The sequence below is a fragment of the Candidatus Thermoplasmatota archaeon genome (assembly GCA_018814355.1).
Lineage (GTDB): Archaea > Thermoplasmatota > Thermoplasmata > UBA10834 > UBA10834 > COMBO-56-21.
Window position 1 is genome coordinate 1 of sequence record JAHIZT010000008.1, and the last position, 4541, is coordinate 4541.

The 4541-nt window shown below is 56.1% G+C and carries 4 protein-coding genes; 2 read left to right on the forward strand and 2 right to left on the reverse strand.

The window, feature by feature from the left end; translation table 11 throughout:
- Nucleotides 1-125: 125 nt before the first annotated feature.
- Complete coding sequence (locus KJ653_00265; GenBank protein MBU0684275.1) at nucleotides 126-1343, reverse strand: glycosyltransferase family 4 protein; 1218 nt, start codon at nucleotides 1341-1343, stop codon at nucleotides 126-128.
- 3 nt (nucleotides 1344-1346) lie between these two features.
- Nucleotides 1347-2588, reverse strand: coding sequence for a glycosyltransferase family 4 protein (locus KJ653_00270; GenBank protein ID MBU0684276.1), 1242 nt, complete (start codon nucleotides 2586-2588; stop codon nucleotides 1347-1349).
- Nucleotides 2589-2873: 285 nt separating this feature from the next.
- On the opposite strand from KJ653_00270, the gene KJ653_00275 reads away from it, so the two are divergent.
- Together KJ653_00275 and KJ653_00280 are read left to right on the forward strand one after the other, a co-directional pair.
- Entirely contained in the window at nucleotides 2874-3560 is a 687-nt protein-coding gene (locus tag KJ653_00275) for a class I SAM-dependent methyltransferase (protein MBU0684277.1), read from the forward strand.
- Nucleotides 3561-3755: 195 nt separating this feature from the next.
- The coding region (locus tag KJ653_00280) for a radical SAM protein (GenBank protein MBU0684278.1) at nucleotides 3756-4541 on the forward strand (786 nt) is incomplete at its 3' end.

Consider the following 4541-nt stretch of genomic DNA (forward strand, 5'->3'; position numbering starts at 1 on the left):
ATGCGACCTGTGAACCCTCGGTTCAAGCCGTGGCCCGGGTGAGTCTTCTTTGCCTCTATCGTTGGCAAGGATTGTGGGCGGATTCCGAGGAGCGGAGCAGAACGCAGGCTGCCTCTCGCTAGCTATCATCCTTTCAAGATGCGCATGTACTCAGTCACGTGAGCTTCCGGGCTGAATCTCTCCTCGTAGGTTTTCCTTGCCATCTTGCCCTTGGTCCGCAGCAATTCCCTGTCGCCCCACAGAGCGACCAGCGATTTACTGAGCTCTTGCACATTCCCTGCCTCAAAGAGCATCGAACCCGACTCAGGCGTGAGGATCTCGGGTAGGCCACCTTCTCTCGTCCCCAGGACCGAGACTCCGTACGAGAAAGCCTCCAATGCAGTGGAGGGAGCGTTCTCCGGCCACTCCGAAGGGACGACCATGAGGGCTGCTTGACTCATCAGTGCTCTCAGGTCCTGGCTGGCAAGGAACCCGGGGACGGAGACCCTGTTCTGAACTCCTTCCGACTGGACCCGCGCCCGAAGCTCGCCCTTGAGAGGCCCTTCTCCGACAATCGCGAGTTTGAATCTCTGGTCAACCTTGCTATTGATGAAGGCCTGCAAGAGAGTATGCGGGCCCTTCCTCCTCTCGAGTATTCCGACAAAGACGATGGTCTCGCCTCTCTGGCTCGTCCCGCCAGCTCCCGGTCCTGGATCTGGTACGAATCCCCTGAGCACTCGATGGACTAGGATCCCATCTGTTCGCAGCCGTTCGGCCATGAACTCGCTTGGACAGAGGACCTTGAAGCGCTCGGGAAACTCCAGCACGCGCCGCCCGCGTGCCCTCCATATCTGGGGAGGCCTCCTCCATCTGATCAGACACATCTGGCACAGATATGGATTGAGGCAGATGCGATTGCCAGGCCTGATGAGATTCGACCGCGGACATACAGAATAGTAGTCATGGGCAGTGTAAAGCTGCTGAGGACCAATGATCGCGAACGGTCTTCCGATGAACCCTTTTGTGTTGTGCCAGTGGATGACGTCCGGAGAGAGTCGTTTGGCAGTCGACTCCAGCCAGGTCCTGGCGCGAGAGCTAACTCCGAGGGTTAGGCTGAGCGAGAGCTTCAGCCTCGGCGCCGCAGGTGAGTATTCGTGCCTCATGATTCTCTCCATTCGATCCTCCTGCTGGCTCTGAGGTACATCACCTCGGAGGATGCGGAAGACGGAGGGGTCGTACGCGACGTGGACTTCGTGCCCTCTCCGCGCTAGTTCGTTCGCAAGATAGCCCACGAATATTGCATCTCCTCCCATTTTGTAGGGTGGGAAGTGGGTCGATACCATCAGGAATTTGAAGATCTCCAAGTTTCATTCCCCTGCCGCGTTCCTTTCTCGCGCATGTCTGGTTATTACCTCTTCGTAATATTCTGCGGTCTTGCGCGCCGCGTCGTGCCAATTGTATTTGCCAACCACGGATTCCCTTGCCCTGCGGCCGAGGCTGGTTCTGAGTTCTTTGTCCTCCACAAGCCTGATCAACGAATCGGCTAGGGCATCGGCGTCATCGGTCGGGATGAGCATGCCGTTCGTGCCGTTGTCCACCATCTCGGGGATTCCACCCACTGGTGTGGAGACCACTGCGCACTGGGAAGCCATCGCCTCGAGGATGCAGGACGGGAAGTTCTCGTAGAACGACGGGAGGACGAAGATGTCAGAGAGCGCGTACAGTAGGGGCGGAACGTCGCGGGGAACATGCCCAAGATAAGTCAGGTTGCGGTCAGGTGTGCTGAACTCCGGTTTGTTCCCGGCGCCTGCAAAGATGAAATGGGCGTCGGTCTTGCTGAGGACCTTCGGGATGGCCCTGAGAAGCAAGTCTACACCTTTTCGCGTCGCCATCCTTGAGAGATAGAGCACCTTCGGCATGCCGATCTCAGCAAGTTGCGGAAACCTGGCCCTTGCCTCGCTAGCTCTCGACGGAGAGAAGGTCCGATCCTCCACGCCTATGTCTATCACGCGGATCCTCGATTCCTCTATCCCTTGCCTGCTGACCATTGACTTCTTGGCCCAATTGGATACTGTGATGTAGTATCGTTGGTTAGTGTAGTACCGGGCTTCCAGGAATCCCAGAGCTGGTCCGAGGACTTGCACGAACCTCTCTGACAGGCTCAGTTGACTCGAGGAGAGCGAGGCGCTCTTGAGTGCCTCGGAATGCCCTTCTACCGTCGTGTGCATCGTGGTGACTATCGGCGCGTCCAGCCTCCTTGGCGATACGAGATAATCCGGCATTGCGCTCTGGGAGTGGATTATGTCGGGCTTATCTTTCTTGACGATATCCGGGACGTACTGGCTGCAGTTCAGCTGGAACGAGAAGTTCTTGAAGAAAGTATCGCTTGCGCTGCCAAGGTAGGTCACCCTAGTGTTTCTGGGGAGATCGAGTTCAGAATCTGTCTTCCGACCAGCCCCGTCGCCCGCGACGCCTTTGTTCCTTGGCGTGACTATGTGCACGGATACGTCATCCGGGAAGTACTTCGCGAGCTGTAGGACATAGTTGCCAACCCCGCCGTAGACAGGGAGAAACTCGGGTGTAAGCATCAGGACTCTCAATTCGACCACTGGTGGGGAACCGTATGGACCTTCTTCCTCTATAACTTTCTAGAGGCTATCTGCCTTTCAATGTGCTGGTGTCTCGGCAGGCCAGCTGTAGATTGGATCGTGCATGGCCGCTGGCTCATCGACGGCGCTGTATTGTATGTACAAGTGGTTGAAGTCACGTCTGTGGTCAAGCGCAAAAGTGCGGAGCGAGAGTTCAAGATTCATTTTCGTCGCACTGTTAGGATGGAGCTGTTATGGCACTCCCTTTATGGAGCCACTAAATACTTCTGGGCGAATGCGCTTGGCATGCCTGTGGCGCTTCCTCGTGACACTGTCGAATGGTACAAGGATAAGGAGACGGGCGTAGACCTTACCTATCTTTTTCATCTAGTTGCAAGGAGATTCGAAGGAAAGAGAGCCCTCGACTTGGGCTGCGCTGGAGGCGACTATCTCGCGCTCTTTCCCAAGGGGTCCGTCGGCCTTGAGGCATCCGCCCCGAGTCTTGAAGCCTGCCGCACAAAGGGCCTGGACGCGAGATACGGGGACCTGAACCGCCCGCTGGAGTTCAATGATTGCGAGTTCGATGTCGTGTTGTGTTCGCACGTGCTTGAGCACGTCGATTCGCCCGTCAATCTTCTGAGGGAGGCGTGGAGAGTGCTGAGACCGGATGGCCTGGTGCTGATTGCTGTCCCGAATGAGGACTCGTTGGCCAACAGGATAGGACACGACCCCTACTTCGGAGGACATTTTGAGCACCTGTACAGCTTCTCGAAAGACAATCTTCTGGCTCTGTGCTCACGAACAGGGTTCGAGGTCGAGACTGTCTTACATGGAGTGTACTTCCTGAACCGGCTCTTTGAGTCGTCGCCCGCACTGGCGAAGGCGCTTCAGAGCGCATACCAGCTGGTCGGTCACAGGTTTTTTCCCTATCTGACAAGCCAGTACTGGGTTGTCGGGAGGAAATCAGGAGTGGTCGGCGGCCCACCCATTTGAGGAGCTCGGGCTCATCGCATGGTACGAGACAATCACATCCCTGGAGTCAAGAATGTTGGCACAGAACTAGCTCGACTCCTGGGTGGAGCCAATTTTCGCTGACTTCTGGCCCTATCCAGGATGTCGCATTTGAAGGGTTTCTGAAGAGCGAGTCAGCGAGAAGGGATAAATAGCTCCTCCCTCTGTCACATCACTGTGAATCCTAGGGACGCCTTCATCGCCGTCACGTATGCATGCAATGCCAGGTGCCAGATGTGTAACATCTGGAAGACCCCGCCGGCCAATTTGCTTAGGCCGGATGAGTACTCGAAATTGCCCTTGTCTCTCAGGACCATCAACATCAGTGGTGGCGAGCCCTTTCTTAGAAGCGATCTGGTCGAAGTCGTGCGAGAGATTCATTCCATCCTGCCGAACGCCAGGCTCGTATTCTCCACGAATGGGTCCATGACTGAGACTGTGATCTCCAAGCTGAATCAGATCAGGGCATTCCACCCTCGCATCGGTGTGGGTGTATCGATCGACGGCATCGGTCCGACACACGACAAGATCCGAGGAGTTCCTGGGATATTCGATCGTGCCATCTCCACCGTGAAGAAGCTGAAGGAAGCGGGTTATGCCGATTTGCGCATCGCGATGACCCTCGTCGAAGGGAATGTCCGGGAGGTCAAGCAGGTATACGAACTCTCCCGAAAGCTCGGCGTGGAGTTCACAATGACTCTAGCCCACGATTCCGATGTCTACTTCAAGAAATCCAACAACATCTCACCGGGGTTGCTCACAGCCGTGTCCGAAGAGCTTCCGGATGTCCTTCAATGTCAGCTTCGGTCGGGCTCTGCCAAGGATTGGTTCAGGGCATACCACACGTGGGGGATTATGGACGCGAAGCATCGCCAGCGATCCACTTCAAACTGTGAGGCTGGACGCAGGTATTTCTTTATGTCTCCCGAGGGCGATGTCTATCCCTGCAATGTCCTGAACGAG